Genomic DNA, 16735 nt, shown 5'->3' on the forward strand with positions numbered 1-16735 from the left:
TCCACGTCAGATGTCTGGGGTACCCGCACAGACTCCCGTTCCGGGGCCCTCCGGGTCGTCGTGCGGCTGCCGACAATCCCGGCTACTCAGAACGCAGTACGACGCGGCCGCCGGATCACCCCCGGGTATGACCGTACGGGGCCCATGGCACCCCTCACATGGCGTGCAGGGTGTCGCGCGACGACTTGATGAAGTCCGTCAGGGTCTGCCGGAACGGCCGGTAACAGGCGTCGAAGCGGGTGACCGCGTCCGCGTCGCCCTCGATCATCGCCTCGATCGCTTGCGGAACGGGTTCTGCGGCACCGCATGAATGCGTGCGGCCCGTGCCGTCCCGCGGCTCGTCACCCAGCTCGCGACCACGGCGGTGCCGGCGGTGAGTGCGGCGATCCAGAACGCGTTGTCAGCCTCGGGGTGCGCCCAGGGAGCGTTCTCCGACCCGGGCCAGATGGGCGGCGAAGACCTCGCGGGCCTCCGGGGTGAGGGTGCGCAGCACAATCAGCGCTGTGATGATCACATCGCACAGCTCGGCGCCCACGTCGTCCCAGGTGTGGGTGGTGCCCTTGCGCGGGTTGGACCCGGTGACGCCGATGACCGCCTGGGCGACCTCGCCGACCTCCTCCTGGAGCTTCAGCATCCGCAGCAACAACAGCTCGCGGCCGTCGTGCACACGGTTCGACTCCAGCCAGGAGTGGAGCAGTTCCACGGACTGCCAGAGGTCATCGGGGGAGTCGGTCCGCTCGTCCATGGGCGCAGCTTGTCACGCCCGTGCCGAGCAGGTGGGTCACTCCTCGAACAACGGCTCCTGCTCGCCCTCCTTCTCCCGGCGCACCCGCCTGGTCCGCGCGCCGATGACCAGCGCCGTGGTGGCGGCCGTGACGGCGAGCGCCGACGGCACCATCCAGCCCCGGTCGACGACATGGCGGAACGCGTGGTCGAGGGAGAGCCTGCCGGGTCCCGCGATCGCGAGCCCCGCCGCGGCCAGGCCCAGGGTCGCGGCGTACTCGTAGCCGCCGCTCGTGTTGAAGAAGCCGTTGGGAGTGTGCACTGCGGCCGCGCCGGCCATGGCACCGGCCGCGGCTGCCCCGGCGGCGGGGGTCGCGAGACCGAGGGCGAGGAGTGCGCCGCCGCCGGTCTCGGCCAGCCCGGCCGCCCTGGCGCTCGCCTTGCCCGGCGCGTACCCCACCGACTCCATGAAGGCGCCGGTCCCCTCGATGCCGTGCCCGCCGAACCAGCCGAACAGCTTCTGCGTCCCGTGCGCGGCGAGGACACCTCCCGTGCCCAGGCGGAGGAGCAGCAGGCCCAGATCACGTCGGTCGAATGTGGTCACGGTGACTCCCGGAACGGACGGCGATGCTCGGACGGTTCCCCTCCCGCGTATCCACCGTCGCACCGATGACACGCCTGGGGCGGCCCCGCGCGGCCGTTCGAGTGGCGCCGGGCTCGTCGGGGGTGGCCCAGGCGCGGGGTTCGGTGGCCGCCCCTCGCCCCGCCGCGCGCTCCCGGTGGCGGGTGGATTCCGACGGTGTGAGGCTGACCGGCATGACGATCGCACCCGCCAGACTCAGTGACCCGACCGTCCGCGCCTTCGTCAACGCCGTGAACGCGCACGACCGCGACGCCTTCATGGCCCTCCTCGCCGACGGCGCGACCATGTCGGACGACGGCACCGACCGGGACCTCGCGGACTGGACCGACCGGGAGATCTTCTCCTCCCACGGCCACATGGAGGTCAGGCGGGAGTCCGACGGCGGCCGCTCCCTGGTCGCCGACTACCGCAACGACACCTGGGGCGAGATGCGCACCGCCTGGCGTTTCACGGTGTCGGAGGACGGCAGGATCTCCCACTTCGAGACCGGCCAGGCCTGACACCACACCGGACACCCGGCTCCCTGAGCTCTTCCTCCGCAAGGGCTTGCCCTCGTGTGCGCTCCAACTCCTACCGTCCTCGGGCATGGAGACAGAGACGAACACGTACACGAGGCCCCTCGGCCGCAGCGGCATCCGGGTCAGCGCCCTCGGCTTCGGCTGCTGGGCCATCGGGGGCGAGTGGCAGTCCGCCGACGGGCAGCCGCTGGGCTGGGGCAGGGTCGACGACGAGGAGTCCGTACGGGCGGTGCGCCGCGCCCTCGACCTCGGTGTGACCTTCTTCGACACGGCCGACGTGTACGGCGCGGGCCACAGCGAACGCGTGCTCGGCCGCGCCCTCGGCAGGCGCCGAGCGGACGTCGTCGTGGCCACCAAATGGGGCAACCTCTTCGACGAGCGCACCCGCACCGCCGCCGGCCAGGACGACACCCCTGCCCACGCCCGCCGCGCGCTCACCGCCTCCCTCGACCGCCTCGGCACGGACCACGTCGACCTCTACCAGCTCCACATCTCCGACGCCGACCCCGAGCGGGCGGCCGAACTCCGGGACATCTGCGAGGAGTTCGTCCGCGAGGGACTGATACGGGCGTACGCGTGGAGCACCGACGACCCGGACCGGGCCGCCGTGTTCGCGAAGGGGGCGCACTGCGCGGCCGTCCAGCACCGGCTGAACGTCCTCCAGGACGCGCCCGAACTCCTCGCCCTCTGCGAGGAGTCGAACCTGGCGAGCGTCAACCGCAGCCCCCTCGCCATGGGTCTGCTCACCGGCAAGCACACCCCGGGGCGCCCCCTGGCGGCCGGTGACATCCGCAGTACCCCGCCCGCCTGGCTGCCGGGCTTCACCGCGGACACCGGCGCCGACCCCGAGTGGCTCGGCCGGGTCGAGGCGTTGCGGGAGATCCTCACCAGCGAGGGTCGTACCCTCGCGCAGGGCGCCCTCGCCTGGATCTGGGCCCGCAGCTCCCGGACCGTGCCCATACCGGGCTTCCGCTCGGTCGCCCAGGCCGAGGAGAACGCGGGCGCCCTCGCGAAGGGGCCGCTCTCCGCGGACCAGCTGGCCGAGGTCGACCGGGTCCTGGGGCGGTGAGCGGGCCGTCCCGCCGTTGAAGGCCCACTGCAGGGGGAACGGGGTGGGGCAACGCCCGGAGCGGAGCGGTATGGCGGGGCAGCCGTCCCGTACCCCGGTGCACACCTCGCGGTCCCACGCGAGGTCCGCCCCCACCCGGAGCGCGGGACGGCTGCCCCCTCCCCCCCTCGGTGTGGTGACGGAAGCCGTCTCCTCCAACTGTGAAGCCGAGATGTGAAGCTCCGGTGGAGGAGTGATGAGCATATGACTCCCACGTGCTCGGATGGCCCGGAGTGACATCTTCCGTTTGTGTAGGTTGAGTGCTGGACGAATGGCCCGGCAGGCTCAGCCGCGCCCACGTACGGCATCGTCACCGCCGTCACCGCCGCCATCGCCGTCGCGAACTGCACATTCGCCTTCAGTGGCGGCTCCGCCATGCGCCGCACGGTCCGGGCCGCATCGGCGACGTCCATCACGGGCTCGCATGAGCCGCCCGTTCGCCTGCGGGACCCCTTGGCTCATCCGTTCGGTCATGGCCGTCGCCGTGTCGCCGATGTCGGTCTGCCCGACCGCGATGCCGTACGGCCGGCCGTCGAGCGCGAGCGACGTGGTCAGGCCCGTCAGCGCGGCTTGATCGCCGTACCGTATCCCGCCAGGCCGCGTGGTCCGGCTCCTCCACCGGCACGCCGCCCGGCCCGCCACCGCCCCCGGTGCCCGGCAGTTCCAGGGCCACGGCGCGCCCGATACCGGAGCCCGCACCCGTCACGATCGCGATCTTCGTTCCCCCGGTCCTCATGGGCGTGCGGCGCAGGGGAGGGGGCGCGGCGCGCCGAGCCGGAAGAGGCGGGCCATGCGGAACTCATCCGTCCGCCATCTGGCTGTTGTGTACGGGACAGAAGGTCGTCGAACCTGGCCACTCCAATGCCAACGGACAACTACCGTCAGGGGAGGGGCAGATGACTCACACAGCCCAGAGGACGACCCGGCCACACTCGTCGCACTCGCCGGAACTGCGCGCTGCCGCACGTCACTTCGACCGCCGTCGCTTCCTCACCGTCACCGGCGCCGCCGCCGCGCTCGCCCTCGCCACCAACCTCCCGGCGGCGGGCGCCGCGGCCGCCGCCGAACTGGACCCGCGCCACCTCACCGAGAACCCCTTCACCCTCGGCGTGGCCTCCGGCGACCCGCTGCCCACCTCCCTGCTCCTGTGGACCCGGCTCGCCCCCAAGCCGTACGAGCCCGACGGCGGTCTGCCCGCCGAACGCGTCATCGTCCGCTGGGAGGTGGCCCGCGACGAGGACTTCCGACGCATCGTCAGACGGGGCGCCGCCATCGCCCACCCCGAGTTCCACCACACCGTCCACGTCGAGGTCCCCTACCTCGACCCGGGCCGCGAGTACTACTACCGCTTCCGCGTAGGCTCCTGGATCAGCGACAGCGGCCGCACCCGGACCGCCCCCGGACGCGGCCGTCTCGGCGGCTCCTCCGGGCTCTCCTTCGCGGCCGTCTCCTGCCAGCGGTACGACCAGGGCTACTACACCGCCTACCGGCACCTCGCGAACGAGGACATCGATGTCGTCCTCCACCTCGGGGACTACCTCTACGAGTACGCCGTGAACGCCGTGGGCGGCGCCCGCAACTACACCGACCGCGTGCTGCCCGCCCACTTCAACCGCGAGACCGTCACCCTGGAGGACTACCGGCTGCGCTACGCCCTCTACAAGACCGACCCCGACCTCCAGGCCGCCCACCGCGCGCACCCCTTCGTCGTCACCTGGGACGACCACGAGACCGAGAACAACTACGCGGGCGACGACGACGAGCACGACAGCCCGCCCGAGGAGTTCCTGCTGCGCCGCGCCGCCGCCTACCGCGCTTACTGGGAGAACCAGCCGCTGCGCCCGCGGCAGCGGCCCGACGGGCCCGACATGCGGCTCTACCGCCGCTTCACCTGGGGCCGCCTCGCCCAGTTCGACATACTCGACACCCGCCAGTACCGCGACAACCAGGCCCAGGGCGACGGCTGGCAGATCCCCGGCCCGGAGTCCGCCGACCCGGCGCGCTCCATCACGGGCGACGAGCAGGAACAGTGGCTGCTGGACGGCTGGGCCGAGTCCGACGCCATCTGGAACGTCGTCCCCCAGCAGGTCACCTTCTCCCAGCGCCGCAACGCCGTCGGCGAGAACTACAAGGTGTCGATGGACTCCTGGGACGGCTACCGGGCCTCCCGCGAACGCGTCCTCGCCGGCGCGGACGACGCCGGCATCGAGAACCTGATGGTCCTCACCGGCGACGTCCACGTGGGCTACGCCTTCGACATCAAGCGCGACTTCGACGACCGCTCCTCGCGCACGGTCGGCGCGGAACTCGTCGCCACCTCCGTCAGCAGCGGCGGCAACGGCTCCGACAAGCCCGCCAACTGGGACACCTACATGACCGCCAACCCGCACCTGCGGTTCTACAACGGCCGCCGCGGCTATCTGACGGTCTCCCTCGGCAGGACGCAGGCCCGCGCCGACTTCCACGCCCTGCCGTTCGTGACGACGCCGGACGCGGGCCTGACCACGGTCGCGTCGTTCGCGATGGAGGCGGGCAACCCGGGGCTCACGCCGGTGTAGCCACCAGATCGCCGTCCCGCCGGCCGTCCTCGCCGGGGTAGCGGACCCCGACGCGGTCCCTGATCGCGTCGAGCGTCCGCATCACGGCGAGGGTGCCGTCGAGCGGGACCAGCGGGGACTCGGTCTCGCCGGCGCGCAGGGCCCGCATCACCTCGGTGGCCTCGTGCCGGAAGCTGTTGCGGGGGCCGTCGGCCGGGTCCGCGGCGAAGGTCTGCGGCTCACGGCCGTCGCGGTGCAGCACGAAGTGGTCCGGGAAGAAGAAGCCGTTCGGGATGTCGATACGGCCCCGCGAGCCGGTGACCGACGCCGAGGTGGCCGTACCGCCGACGATGGAGCAGTGCACCGAAGCGATGGCACCGCTCTCCCAGGAGAGCAGTGCTCCGGTCTGGAGATCGACGCCCTCGTCCGAGAGCACCGCTCTCCCCGTGACGTCGGAGGGCTCCCCGAGCAGCAACTGCGCGAACGAGATCGGGTAGACCCCGAGGTCGAGCAGCGCGCCCCCGCCCTGTGCCGGGTCCCGCAGCCGGTGGGACGGAGGGAACGGCCCCGCCAGCCCGAAGTCCGCCTGCACGGTCCGCACGTCACCGATCACGCCGTCCCGCACCAGCTCCGCGAGCCGCCGGACCAGCGGATTGCAGTACATCCACATGGCCTCCATCAGGAACGCCCCGCGCCCCCGCGCCAGCGCGACCAGTTCCTCGGCCTCGCGCACGTTCAGCGTGAACGGCTTCTCGCACAGCACCCCCCGGCCGGCCTCCAGGCACATCCCGGCGGCCACCCGGTGCGCCGAGTGCGGCGTGGCGACGTACACCACGTCGACGTCCTCGTCCTCGGCGAGCGCGCGCCACTCGCTGTACGCCCGCGGTATCCCGAACCGTTCGGCGAACGCCTTCGCCGGGCCCTCGCTGCGCGACGCGACCGCCACGACCTCGGCGTCCGGCAGATCGACGAGATCGGCCGTGAAGCTCGCGGCGATCCCCCCGGTCGCCAGAATCCCCCACCGCACCCGTCCGTCGTGCGCCATCGCCACCCCTGTCCTCGGCCCAGGGCGCGGTGGTGACCCCGCCCACGTCGTACGAGCTGAGAGCATAGGTGGCGGAGCGAACGGACAGGGAGGGGCACATGCCCGAGGGGCACATACCCGGCTCGGCGGCGGCCGAGTCGCACACGGTGGCGGCGGCCGGGCACCCGGAGCCGGGCTCGGCGGCGGCGACCGGACCGACACAGGGGCCGCCCGAGGCGGAGGTGTCCGACTCCGGGCACCCGCCCTCGGGCGCCGGCCCGGCGGAGCGGCCGGCGGGGGCCCGGCCCGACCCGGCACCGGCTCAGCCGACCGCCGAACGGCCGCCGTCGGACCCCGCCCCCACGAAGCGGGCCGGCCGGGGCCGCCGGCCGGCGTCCCACCAGCCCGCGAGCCCCGCGAGCCCGGCGAGCCCCGCGAACCCCGTGGAGACGACGTCCGCGCCGCACCCCGGCCCGGCGAAGGCCACCACCGCCGGCCCGCGCCGCACCGGCCTCCTCGTCACCCTCATCCTCGGCGGGCTCACCGCGACGCCGCCCCTGGCGATGGACATGTACCTCCCCGCCCTGCCGGAGGTCACCAACTCCCTGCACGCCCCCGCCGCCACGGTCCAGCTCACCCTCACCGCCTGCCTCGCCGGAATGGCCCTCGGCCAGCTGCTGATCGGCCCGATGAGCGACCGCTGGGGCCGCAGGCGCCCGCTCCTGCTCGGCCTCGTCGTCTACATCCTGGCCACCGCGCTGTGCGCCCTCGCCCCCACCGTCGAGACCCTCATCGCGTTCCGCCTGGTGCAGGGCCTCGCGGGCTCCGCCGGGATCGTGATCGCCCGGGCCGTGGTACGCGACCTGTACGACGGGCACGCCATGGCCCGTTTCTTCTCCACCCTGATGCTGATCTCAGGGGTGGCCCCGATCGTCGCGCCCCTCGTCGGCGGCCAGATCCTCCGCGTCACCGACTGGCGGGGCGTGTTCGTCGTCCTCACCGTCATCGGCGCCGCCCTCCTCGCGGTCGTCTGGGCGAGGCTCCCCGAGACGCTCGCCCCCGCCGAACGCCACGGCGGCGGCGTCGGCGAGACCCTGCACGCCATGCGCGGCCTGCTCACCGACCGCGTCTTCATGGGCTACGTCCTCGCCGGCGGCTTCGCCTTCGCCGCCCTCTTCGCCTACATCAGCGCCTCCCCGTTCGTGATCCAGGAGATCTACGGCGCCTCCCCGCAGACCTTCAGCGTCCTCTTCGGCGTCAACTCGGTCGGCCTCGTCATCGTCGGCCAGGTCAACGGCAAGGTCCTCGTCGGCCGCGTGAGCCTCGACAAGGTGTTCGCGGTCGGCCTCGCCGTCATCACCCTCGCCGCGACCGCCCTGCTGCTGATGTCGCTGGGCGTCTTCGGCGAGGTCGGTCTGGTCCCGGTCGCCGCGGCCCTGTTCGTGCTGATGTCCGCCATGGGCGTCACCCTCCCCAACACCCAGGCCCTCGCCCTCATGCGGGTACGCCACGCGGCGGGTTCGGCGTCGGCGCTGCTGGGTACGTCGTCCTTCCTGATCGGCGCGATAGCGTCCCCCCTGGTCGGCGTCGCGGGCGAGGAAACCGCCGTCCCCATGGCGGTCGTCCAACTCACCGCGACACTGGTGGCCGCGACCTGCTTCGTGGCACTGTGCCGTCCTTGGAACAAGCGTACGAAGGCAGAGGGCGGGGGTGCCCCCGTCCCGAGCGGAGCCGAGAGGAAGGGGGAGGAGAGCTGAGCGCGCCGAGACTGCGCACGGACACCCCGGAACGGGCCGGACTCGACCCCGAGGAACTGCGCCATCTCGTACGCGAGGTGCGCGCGCTGACGGAAGGGGACCGGCCGCTGGCCCCCGCCGCCGTCGTCCTCGCCGGCCGCGGTCCGGTCATCGCCGTCGAGGAGGCGGCGGGTTGGGCGGTCCGCTACGAGGCCTACGACGAACACACCGGCACCGGGGTGGAACTGCCGCCTCGGTCCCGTGTTCCGGCGACCCCCGACACCCCCTTCGACCTGGCCTCCCTCACCAAGCTCTTCACCGCCGTGGCGGCGGTCCAGCAGCTGGAGCGCGGCACCCTCGGCATCGACGCGAAGGTCGCGGCGTACCTCCCCGACTTCACCGGCGCCGCCGCGCACGGCCTGACCGTCCGCCACCTCCTCACCCACACGTCCGGTCTGCGGCCCGAACTCCCGCTGTACGACTGCGGGTCCGCCGAGGCCCGGCGGGCGATGCTGCGGCGCGAGGAGCCGGTGACGGAGCCCGGGACGACGTACCTCTACTCCGACCTCAACCTCCTGCTCCTCCAGCACGTCCTCGAACGCCTCACGGGCCGGGGCCTGGACGACCTGATCCATGCCGGCATCACCCGCCCCCTCGGCATGACGGCCACGGCCTTCGGGCCCTGCCCCGGGGCGGCGGCGACGGAGGACCAGCGCCGGCCCTGGGGCAAGGCCGAGCGGGGCATGCTGCGGGGCGAGGTCCACGACGAGAACGCCTGGGCCCTCGGCGGGGTCGCGGGCCATGCGGGGCTCTTCTCGACGGCCCGCGACCTCGCGGTGTTCTGCCGGACCCTGCTCGCGGGCGGCTCCTACGGCCCCGCCCGCATCCTCGGCCCCGACTTCGTCGAGCTGATGCTGACGCCGCCGGGTCTCGGGTTCGCGCTCGACCAGCCGTGGTTCATGGGCGAGTTGGCGGGCCGTGGAGCCGCCGGCCACACCGGCTTCACCGGCACGTCCCTGGTCCTCGACCAGGCGACGGACACCTTCCTGATCCTCCTGACCAACGCGGTCCACCCCCGCCGCGGAGCCTCCTTGAACGCGGCCCGCGCGGCTGCGGGGACACGGGTGGCTCGGGCGGTGCGGGGGATGTGAGGGGTGGCGCGCCATCAACGTGCGCGACCCGGACGCCACCGACGACGCGGTCGATCACGGCACCATCCACCAGGCGTACCGCGACGGAAGGGAGGACCGGCTCGGCGGCTCGGCCTGGTCCTCAACGCCATCGTGCTCCGGACCCCGACCCCATCGCGGCCTCGACCGCCCGCCGACCCGCGCCGCGGCAAAACCCGCCTGCCTGTCGTCAACCACCGAGCTGGAGCCCCCAGCGCGCCGCACTCGACAAAGGGGCGGTCGTGCGGCGCGGCCAGGGGTACACCCTGCGCGTCACCGCGGTCCCGGCCGTGCACTGCCGGCTCCTCGCTCTCTGTCGACCGCTCGACGACGGCTCTGAGTGTGCTGAGTGTGCTGAGCGTGTGGCGGGCCGCCCCGACCGCCGTCACCGCGTTCCCGGCGGGACGACGGCCCGGACGGACGACGCCGGCAGCGCTCAACACCGCGCCTTGACGCTCGTCAGGGTTGACCGCCGCGCGCACCTGCGTTCCGCGTCACGGGAGGACCGCTCCGCGGGCCGCCGTCCGGATACGACGGGCTGTGGGCCGCCGAGGCTGCTCGGCGGGGCGGGCGGGTGGGACCGGGCGCCCCATAGAATCGGCACGTGAACGCCCCCTCGTCCCCAGCCGATACGCTCCGGACCGCCCTCGCCACCCTGCTCGACGGTCTGCCGCCGAGGGCGGCCGCGCAGGCGGTGGAGCGGCTGATCGTGAACTACCGGGGACGGACGCCCACCGACGCCCCGGTGCTGCGGGACCGGTCGGACGTGGTGGCGTACGCGGCGTACCGGATGCCGGCCACGTTCGAGGCGGTGTGCGCGGCGCTGGAGGCGTTCGCGGGGGCGGTGCCCGGCTGGGAGCCCGGCAGCCATGTGGACGTCGGCGGGGGGACGGGCGCGGCGACGTGGGCCGTGAACGCGACCTGGGCGGGCGGACGCCCGGTGACGGTGCTCGACTGGGCGGAACCGGCGCTCGCACTCGGCCGGGAGATCGCCGCGGCCAACCCTGATCTGAAGGCCGCCGACTGGCAGCGCTCTCGTATCGGATCGGCGCTCACCATCGAGAGCACCGATCTCGTCACCATCTCCTATGTCCTCGGCGAGCTCACCGACGCCGACCGCACCGCCGTCGTCGACGCCGCCGCGGCCGCCGCGCAGGCCGTCGTGGTCATCGAACCCGGCACCCCCGGCGGCTACGCCCGCGTCATCGACGCCCGCGACCGCCTCGTCGCCGCCGGGTTCCATATCGCCGCGCCCTGCCCGCACAGCGCCGCCTGCCCGATCGTCCCCGGCGAGGACTGGTGCCACTTCTCCGCCCGCGTCAGCCGCTCCTCCCTGCACCGGCAGGTCAAGGGCGGCTCCCTGGCGTACGAGGACGAGAAGTTCAGCTACGTCGCCGCGACCCGCTTCGCCCCGGCCCCGGCCGCCTCCCGCGTCGTCCGCAAGCCCCAGATCCGCAAGGGCCAGGTCCTCCTCGACCTCTGCGGAACCGAGTCCCCGACCGCTGCGGAGGCCCCGGCCGCCAGCGACGCCCCGGCCACCACCGCCGTCGCCGGGAGCGGGTCCGGTACCGGCCCCGTCCCCACCCTCGGCCGGACCACGGTCACCAAACGCCACGGCCTCCTCTACAAGGCCGCCCGCGACGCCGACTGGGGCGACGCCTGGCCCCCGCCGACCGGGGACGACGACCGGGCCTGAGCGCTTGGCCACCGCACAGGGGGCTGCTAGTACGACGACGGAGGCTGAGGCCCGCCCGGCGGGTACGGCTGGGCGGCGGGTGGTGTCGGCCAGGGATGTGAGGACTGCGGCAGGCCGGGCACCGCGGGGGCGGAGCCCTTCGCGCCGAAGAGAGTGATCACGGTCGCGGCGACGGCCAGCAGAGCGGCGAGGACCAGCAGATAGAAACCGAGGCCGAAGCTCATGGTCTGGGTGTCCGACTCCCACTGCGTGACGCTGACCGACTCCATCGCGACCGCCAGGGTCGTGCCGAACAGCACCGCCCCGCCCGCGACACCGAGCCCACGGCGCAGCGGTAGCCGTCGCCCGGGGCCCAGCAGCAGGAACACGGCCGCCACCAGGGCGGCGACGATCCCGACGAGCAGCGAGACCCCGTCGAACTGCACGGTGTCGACCACTCCGTCCGCCGCCAGGCCCTCGGCGAACTCGTTGCGGTGGGACCACGCCTTCGACACGCTCTCGACGGCCACCTCGTCCTTCTCCCTGTCGCGGTAGCTCACCGCCGAGTTCAGGGTGGTGAACGAACCGCCGATGGTGAGGGCCGCCCCGACGGCCAGCAGCGCGCCCGACAGCCGGTCGGACACCCCGCCTGTTCCTCCCGGCGGTCGCACCGGTGCGCTCGCGTAGGGATACGGGGCCGTCGGAGGGGGAGGGGCCGGCCAACCCTGTCCGGACGCCGGGGACGCCGGGGACGCCGGGGGTGCCGGGGGAGCAGGCGGCTGGGCAACCGGAGGTGGGGATGCCGGGGGCTGGGGCGGTGTGGCGGGCGGGTCCGTCGGCCGGCCGGATTGCGTCGGTTCCGTCATCTCATGATGATACTGAGGTCAGTTCGTGTACATAAGGTGAACTCGTCCTGTCAAAAGGCGAGTTGCGGCCGCCAAAACCGGTTGCGGCGCCCGTGCCGCCTCGGGCTAAGTCTTGGATCATGTCGACGACAGCGCTGTGCCTGGAAGAGCTGACCCCCGCCAACATCGAGACCGCGCTGGGCATTCGTGTCCGCCCGGACCAGGAGCACCTGGTGGAGCCGGTGGCGCACTCCCTCGCGGAGGCGTACGTCCGTCCCGGCGTCGCCTGGCCCCGCCTCATCAAGGACGGTGACCGGGCCGTCGGCTTCCTCATGGCCTTCCTCGACATCGACTGGAAGGGTGACGGCAGCGGCACGGACATCCGCTCCGGTCTGTGGCGTCTCAACATCGACGCCGGTGAACAGGGCCGCGGTTACGGCCGTTTCGCCGTCGAGGCCGTCGCCGCCGAGATACGCCGCCGTGGCGGCACCCGCCTCTACGTCACCTGGCATCCGGGCCCCGACGGCCCCGAGGCCTTCTATCTGCGCCTCGGCTTCCGCCTCACCGGCGAGACCAGCGGGGGCCAGACAGTGGGGGTGCTGGAACTGTCCGACCGGCCGTCCGGCTGACCCCCACCGCCGTCCGGATGATGCCGGCCCGCCCTCCGATGACACCGGACGGCCATCCGCCCGAGATCTGTGACCGTTGAACTTCCGCCCCGCCGCGGCCCGAGGCCCCGCCGCGGCCCGAGGCCCCGCCGCGGCCCGAGGCCCCGCCGCGGCCCGAGGCCCCGCCGCGGCCCGAGGCCCCGGCGGGGCGGACCCGCGCCTGTTCGTCACGGCTCGCGTCCTTGACGCCCCGCGCTCATGACGTCTCCTCGCTCGCCCCCGCCCTCCCGGCGCCTTCTTCCGCGCGTTTCTCCTGGAGCTTCCGCAGGAGCTCACGCTTCTGGGTCTGCGGGTCGACGCCGCCGCCGACCCGGCCGCCGCGCTCGCCGCCCCGCAGTGCCTTGCGGCCCAGGTTCCGGCGGGCGCCGCCCACTCCCAGCATGTTTCCTGCTCCACCACGGGTCATGTCGGTCTCCTCGTCCTCCGGTCGCCTCTCCGGCCTTAACGTGACGATACGGTTCGTCTCGCAACCGGTTGCTCCACTGTCCGGCGAGACGCACCGTCTTGTCAACCTGATAAATTCGACACATGGCCAACAAGACCGCCCCTGACTCCACTCGCCGCAGCGAGAAATCCCGCCGCGCCATCTACGACGCCGCCCTCGCCCTGGTCGGTGAGGTCGGCTACCAGAAGACGACCATCGAGGGCATCGCCGCCCGCGCCGGCGTCGGCAAGCAGACGATCTACCGCTGGTGGTCGTCCAAGGGGGACGTCCTGCTGGAGGCGTTCCTCGACCTGAGCGCCCAGGCGGCGGAGGCCGCGGCCCGGCCGGAGGTCCTCGGGGAGCGGGCCCAGTACGAGATCCCCGACACCGGCGACCTCGAAGCCGACCTCAAGGCCGTCCTGCGCGCCACCGTGGACGAGCTGCTCGACCCCAAGTTCGAGGTCCCCTCGCGCGCGCTCGCCGCCGAGGGTGTCGTCAACCGGCAACTCGGCACCGAGTTCGTCGCCAAACTTCTCGAACCCCAGCTCCAGCTGTATGTGAAGCGCCTGCGCGCGGCCCAGGAGCAGGGCGCCGTGCGCCCCGACGTCGACCCGCGCATCGCCCTGGAACTCTTCGTCTCGCCGCTCGCCCAGCGCTGGCTCCAGTACACGGGCCCCATCTCGTACGACTACACGGACGCCCTGGTCGAATACGCCCTGTACGGCCTCGCCCCCCGCTGACGCCGTCAACTCTCCGCCCAGGTGTGACCCAACCGACCGGGCGGAGCCTCGGGCCAGGAGGTAAATCCCGCCAAAGCGTGCAATAGCACGCCATCCCTGTCCGCGCTCCGGCTTCACCCCGCCTGCCCCGGACAGGGGCTCCGGCTCCCCACGGCGCACGATGGTGGGACGATGAGGCATGCTGGCGTTACGACAGCGAGGCGAGGGGATAGATGAGCGCGACGTTCGGCGGCCGGACCGGTCGGCGGGGCAGGATCTCCGAGTGGCTGCGGGGCCGACGCGCAGGCCGCCCGCTCGACGAGACCCCCGACGCCGCCGGCCGGGAGGCGATGCTGCTCGCAGCGGCCGCCGCCGGACTCCCGCTCGCGCCCGCCGCGTACCCCTCCGGCTACCGGTGCTCCTGCGACCGCGTCGGCTGTCCGACCCCCGCCCGGCATCCGGTGTCCTTCGCCTGGCAGACCCAGTCCACCACCGACCGCGCCCAGGTGGAGCGGTGGGCCCGGCACCAGCCGGAGGCCAATTTCATCACCGCGACCGGCATGGTCCACGACGTGCTCGACGTACCGCTCGCCGCCGGACGGCAGGCCCTGGAGCGGCTGCTCGCCGCCGGTGTCGAGGTGGGGCCCGTCGCGGAGTCGGAGTCCGAGTCGGACGACGGACGGCTCCTCTTCTTCACCCACACCCGGGGCACCCCCGAGGACGAGGACGAGTGGTGGCCCTGCGAGCTGGACTGCCACCCGGAGACCATGGACGAGCACCCCGGTCTGCGCTGGCACTGCCGGGGCTCCTACGTCCTCGTACCGCCCGCCAGGCTCCCCGGCGACGTCGCCGTCCGCTGGGTACGCGGCCCGGAGCACCCGCTGCCGGACCCGCTGAGCCTGCTGGAGATCCTCACCGACGAATGCGCCCGCCACGTGGGCGGGGACTCGGGCCCGGCCTGGCCCCACCGAGGCTGACCCCGGGGAGCGTCCCCCGCCCTCCGCGACGCCCCCGCCGAGCGCGTCCCCCGCCTCCAGGGCCGCCCCCGTCCGTCACTCGCCCTTCGCCGACGTGAGCCCGCCCACCTGGCCGAGGAATCTCACCTGTTCGTCCGAGGCCGTGCGCGCCGGGTCCAGGACCGCCTGGTTGGAGATGAACTCCAGTGTCAGCGACTGCCTCGGCTCGCCCGTCATCAGCGCCCTGACGGCCGCGTCGTCGACGGGGATGTCCACTCCCTGCGCGGCCGTCTGCTTCTCGTAGTGGCGGGTCGTGAAGAAGACCAGCGCCCCGCCGTCCGTGGTGCGCAGCCCGACCGGCGCGTAGTCGCCGTTCGTCAGGGCCTCGTCGACGTACTGCCGCACGATGCCCGGCCGTTCGGCGTTCTTCTGGCGCTTGGCGCGCTCCTCCGAGGTGTACGGGCCGTCGGCGAAGAGGGCGCTGTCCTCCTTCAGGTACGTCACGTACTTGTCGGGCAGCTCCGACGGGGCCACGGACAGCTGGGGGTCGTCGGCGGAGACGACCTGGGCGTAGCCGTCCTCGTCCTTCTCGAACTGCGGCACGTCCTCGGCCGGCAGGATCGTGAGGAAGGACACCTCCCACAGGTCGTTCAGACCGTCGCGGGTGAACACGAACAGCCAACGGTCGGTGTCCCGGCCCTTGTTGGCGGCCGCGTCGACGAGGAACCAGCGGGGCCAGGCCGCCTTCTCCGGGATCGTGTACTTCACGTCGCTCAGCTTCAGCGGCACATGGTCGGGGTTGCCGCTCGGGTTGATCTTCGCGCCCGAGCGGAGCTTGCCGCCGTCGATGTCGGCGAGGGCCCCGGTCACCCGAGAGGCGTCCCGGGACTGGTCGTACTCCTTGTCCGCCTCGTTGTACGCGGTGGTGAACTCCTCCAGCGCACGGGCGGCCTCGCCCTGCGTCGCCGTGCGGACGATCTCCAGGTCGCCGCGGACCACCACGCACCCGCTCGCCGTCAGCGACAGCACGGCCACCGCTGTGGTCAGCAGCGCTCCACGGCCGTACGACCGAAGCCGGCGCCGCCCCTCGCGCGTACGGACCGGACGAACCTCACGAAGCCTTCGTGTGCTCGGAACCCCGCGAACCCAGCTCATCAGGAACCTTCACCTTCCCCTTCCCGGAGGCGAACCCTACCGGGGCGAGGAACAGCGCGAGCGTCGGGACCAGATACAGGAGCCAGACCGTGACTTGGAGGACCGTCGGGTCGGGCTGGAAGTTGAACACGCCCTTCAGCAGGGTGCCGTACCAGCTGTCCGGCGGGATCGTGCCCGTGATGTCGAACGCCTTGTCCGTCAGACCGGGCAGGAAGTCCGCCTCCTGGAGGTCGTGGAAGCCGTACGCGAGGACACCTGCCGCGACCACGACCAGCATGCCGCCCGTCCACGTGAAGAACTTGGACAGGTTGATGCGCAGGGCACCCCGGTAGAACAGCCAGCCGAGGACGACCGCGCTCGCGAGGCCCAGCAGCACACCGATCAGCGGGCCCTCCGTGCCGTCGCTGGACGCCCGGACCGACGTCCATACGAACAGCGAGGTCTCCAGGCCCTCCCGGCCCACCGCCAGGAACGCGGTCGCCACCAGGGCGCCCGTGCCCAACCGGAGGGCCGCGTCGAGCTTTCCGTGCAGCTCGGACCGCAGGTGCCGGGCCGTGCGGCGCATCCAGAAGACCATCCACGTCACCAGGCCCACCGCGAGGATGGACAGCGAGCCGCCGAGTGCCTCCTTCGCCTCGAACGTCATCTCCTGCGAGCCGAATTCGAGGACGCAGCCGAAGGCCAGGGCGAGACCGACGGCGGCACCGACACCGATCCAGATGGGCTCGAGGGCGTCCCTGCGTTCCGTCCGCACCAGATAGGCGATGAGGATGCAGACGACGAGACTGGCCTCCAGGCCCTCGCGCAGTCCGATCAGATAGTTCGCGAACACGGC

16 protein-coding genes and 1 pseudogene are annotated in these 16735 nt (G+C 72.8%); 9 read left to right on the forward strand and 8 right to left on the reverse strand.

The features are described from left to right. Positions 1-400: 400 nt before the first annotated feature. Positions 401-745, reverse strand: a complete 345-nt coding sequence (locus AC067N_RS00505; protein ID WP_478676659.1) for a MazG-like family protein — start codon at positions 743-745, stop codon at positions 401-403. A 36-nt stretch (positions 746-781) separates the two neighbouring features. Then, the gene (locus AC067N_RS00510) at positions 782-1327 is read right to left on the reverse strand and encodes a DoxX family membrane protein (protein WP_478676660.1); all 546 of its coding nucleotides are present in this window, start codon (positions 1325-1327) and stop codon (positions 782-784) included. Between the two features lie 212 nt (positions 1328-1539). On the opposite strand from AC067N_RS00510, the gene AC067N_RS00515 reads away from it, so the two are divergent. Both AC067N_RS00515 and AC067N_RS00520 read left to right on the forward strand, forming a co-directional pair. Further along, entirely contained in the window at positions 1540-1866 is a 327-nt protein-coding gene (locus AC067N_RS00515) for a nuclear transport factor 2 family protein (RefSeq protein WP_478676661.1), read from the forward strand. Between the two features lie 85 nt (positions 1867-1951). After that, complete coding sequence (locus AC067N_RS00520) at positions 1952-2953, forward strand: aldo/keto reductase (protein ID WP_478676662.1); 1002 nt, start codon at positions 1952-1954, stop codon at positions 2951-2953. Positions 2954-3285: 332 nt separating this feature from the next. Here AC067N_RS00520 and AC067N_RS00525 read toward each other — a convergent pair. After that, positions 3286-3728 (reverse strand): annotated as a pseudogene (locus AC067N_RS00525) (3-oxoacyl-ACP reductase); the annotation flags it as partial. A gap of 160 nt (positions 3729-3888) precedes the next feature. Here AC067N_RS00525 and AC067N_RS00530 point away from each other — a divergent pair. Further along, positions 3889-5550 (forward strand): alkaline phosphatase D family protein, encoded by a 1662-nt coding sequence (locus AC067N_RS00530; protein WP_478676663.1) that lies wholly within the window; start codon positions 3889-3891, stop codon positions 5548-5550. On the opposite strand, the gene AC067N_RS00535 is transcribed toward AC067N_RS00530, so the two are convergent. Then, a complete protein-coding gene (locus AC067N_RS00535; protein ID WP_478676664.1) occupies positions 5537-6574 on the reverse strand; it encodes a Gfo/Idh/MocA family protein in 1038 nt (345 codons plus the stop codon). The genes AC067N_RS00530 and AC067N_RS00535 overlap by 14 nt on opposite strands. A gap of 98 nt (positions 6575-6672) precedes the next feature. Here AC067N_RS00535 and AC067N_RS00540 point away from each other — a divergent pair, with 98 nt between their 5' ends. From AC067N_RS00540 to AC067N_RS00550, 3 genes are all read left to right on the forward strand, one after another. Further along, positions 6673-8310, forward strand: a complete 1638-nt coding sequence (locus AC067N_RS00540; RefSeq protein ID WP_478676665.1) for a multidrug effflux MFS transporter — start codon at positions 6673-6675, stop codon at positions 8308-8310. Further along, positions 8223-9440: a serine hydrolase domain-containing protein gene (locus AC067N_RS00545; protein WP_478676666.1), complete on the forward strand. Its 1218-nt coding sequence runs from the start codon at positions 8223-8225 to the stop codon at positions 9438-9440. The genes AC067N_RS00540 and AC067N_RS00545 overlap by 88 nt, the downstream gene beginning before the upstream one ends. A 622-nt stretch (positions 9441-10062) precedes the next feature. Further along, positions 10063-11154 carry a small ribosomal subunit Rsm22 family protein gene (locus tag AC067N_RS00550; protein WP_478676667.1) on the forward strand — a complete coding sequence of 364 codons (1092 nt, stop codon included), beginning with the start codon at positions 10063-10065 and terminating at the stop codon, positions 11152-11154. 26 nt (positions 11155-11180) lie between these two features. Here the strand turns inward: AC067N_RS00550 and AC067N_RS00555 are convergent, their stop codons facing one another. Continuing rightward, entirely contained in the window at positions 11181-11777 is a 597-nt protein-coding gene (locus tag AC067N_RS00555) for a hypothetical protein (protein WP_478676668.1), read from the reverse strand. 341 nt (positions 11778-12118) lie between these two features. Between AC067N_RS00555 and AC067N_RS00560 the strand changes: the two genes are divergently transcribed. Next, entirely contained in the window at positions 12119-12607 is a 489-nt protein-coding gene (locus AC067N_RS00560; RefSeq protein ID WP_478676669.1) for a GNAT family N-acetyltransferase, read from the forward strand. Between the two features lie 235 nt (positions 12608-12842). On the opposite strand, the gene AC067N_RS00565 is transcribed toward AC067N_RS00560, so the two are convergent. Next, positions 12843-13052: a DUF6243 family protein gene (locus AC067N_RS00565; RefSeq protein WP_478676670.1), complete on the reverse strand. Its 210-nt coding sequence runs from the start codon at positions 13050-13052 to the stop codon at positions 12843-12845. Positions 13053-13174: 122 nt separating this feature from the next. Between AC067N_RS00565 and AC067N_RS00570 the strand changes: the two genes are divergently transcribed. Together AC067N_RS00570 and AC067N_RS00575 are read left to right on the forward strand one after the other, a co-directional pair. Next, positions 13175-13810, forward strand: a complete 636-nt coding sequence (locus AC067N_RS00570) for a TetR/AcrR family transcriptional regulator (protein ID WP_478676671.1) — start codon at positions 13175-13177, stop codon at positions 13808-13810. Positions 13811-14022: 212 nt separating this feature from the next. Next, a complete protein-coding gene (locus AC067N_RS00575) occupies positions 14023-14766 on the forward strand; it encodes a bifunctional DNA primase/polymerase (protein WP_478676672.1) in 744 nt (247 codons plus the stop codon). Positions 14767-14841: 75 nt separating this feature from the next. On the opposite strand, the gene AC067N_RS00580 is transcribed toward AC067N_RS00575, so the two are convergent. Beyond that, entirely contained in the window at positions 14842-15900 is a 1059-nt protein-coding gene (locus tag AC067N_RS00580; protein ID WP_478676673.1) for an SCO2278 family lipoprotein, read from the reverse strand. Next, the gene (efeU, locus tag AC067N_RS00585; RefSeq protein ID WP_478676674.1) at positions 15857-16732 is read right to left on the reverse strand and encodes an iron uptake transporter permease EfeU; all 876 of its coding nucleotides are present in this window, start codon (positions 16730-16732) and stop codon (positions 15857-15859) included. Before efeU ends, AC067N_RS00580 begins: the two co-directional genes overlap by 44 nt. Between the last annotated feature and the right edge of the window lie 3 nt (positions 16733-16735).

The sequence above is a fragment of the Streptomyces sp. NPDC042364 genome, assembly GCF_056437585.1.